Origin of the sequence: Pseudomonas sp. I2, assembly GCF_040984075.1 — a bacterium.
GTDB lineage: Bacteria > Pseudomonadota > Gammaproteobacteria > Pseudomonadales > Pseudomonadaceae > Aquipseudomonas > Aquipseudomonas guariconensis_B.
In genome coordinates this window covers 1-385 of record NZ_JBCGFQ010000233.1, presented here as the reverse complement: position 1 = coordinate 385, position 385 = coordinate 1, and the positions used below count along the sequence as shown (strand labels likewise).

Below are 385 nucleotides of genomic sequence, written 5' to 3'. Positions count from 1 at the left end.
GGATAGTGGTGATAATGAGTAGCGCCACAATGCTTGTCTCTCAGAAAGAAGGAGAGGCATTGTAGCGAACTCTTTAGTTGACATCTGAACAATAAACAATCAATTGAAGATTATTCAAGGAACAGTTTGCGCAGATACTTAGGCACGGCGTTATCGCCGTTGGTGCCGATCACTTCCAGCTCCGGGTGCAGATCTTTCAGGCGCTGATGCGCGTTCTGCATGATGCAGCCTTTACCCGCCATGGAGAGCATCTCGGCATCGTTCATGCCATCGCCAAAGGCGATACAGTCTTTCAGATCAAAACCCAGCCGTTTCGCTACCGCTTCCAGCGCGTGACCTTTGGACACCCCGCCCGCCATCACTTCCAGACAGGTCAGCGTGGAGA

General features: G+C 51.7%; 1 protein-coding gene. It reads right to left on the bottom strand.

All coding sequences use genetic code 11. The annotated features are described in order from the left end of the window. Window positions 1-110: 110 nt before the first annotated feature. A partial coding sequence (locus WCE05_RS26400; protein ID WP_368816897.1) for an HAD-IIB family hydrolase occupies window positions 111-385 on the bottom strand: 275 nt, incomplete at its 5' end.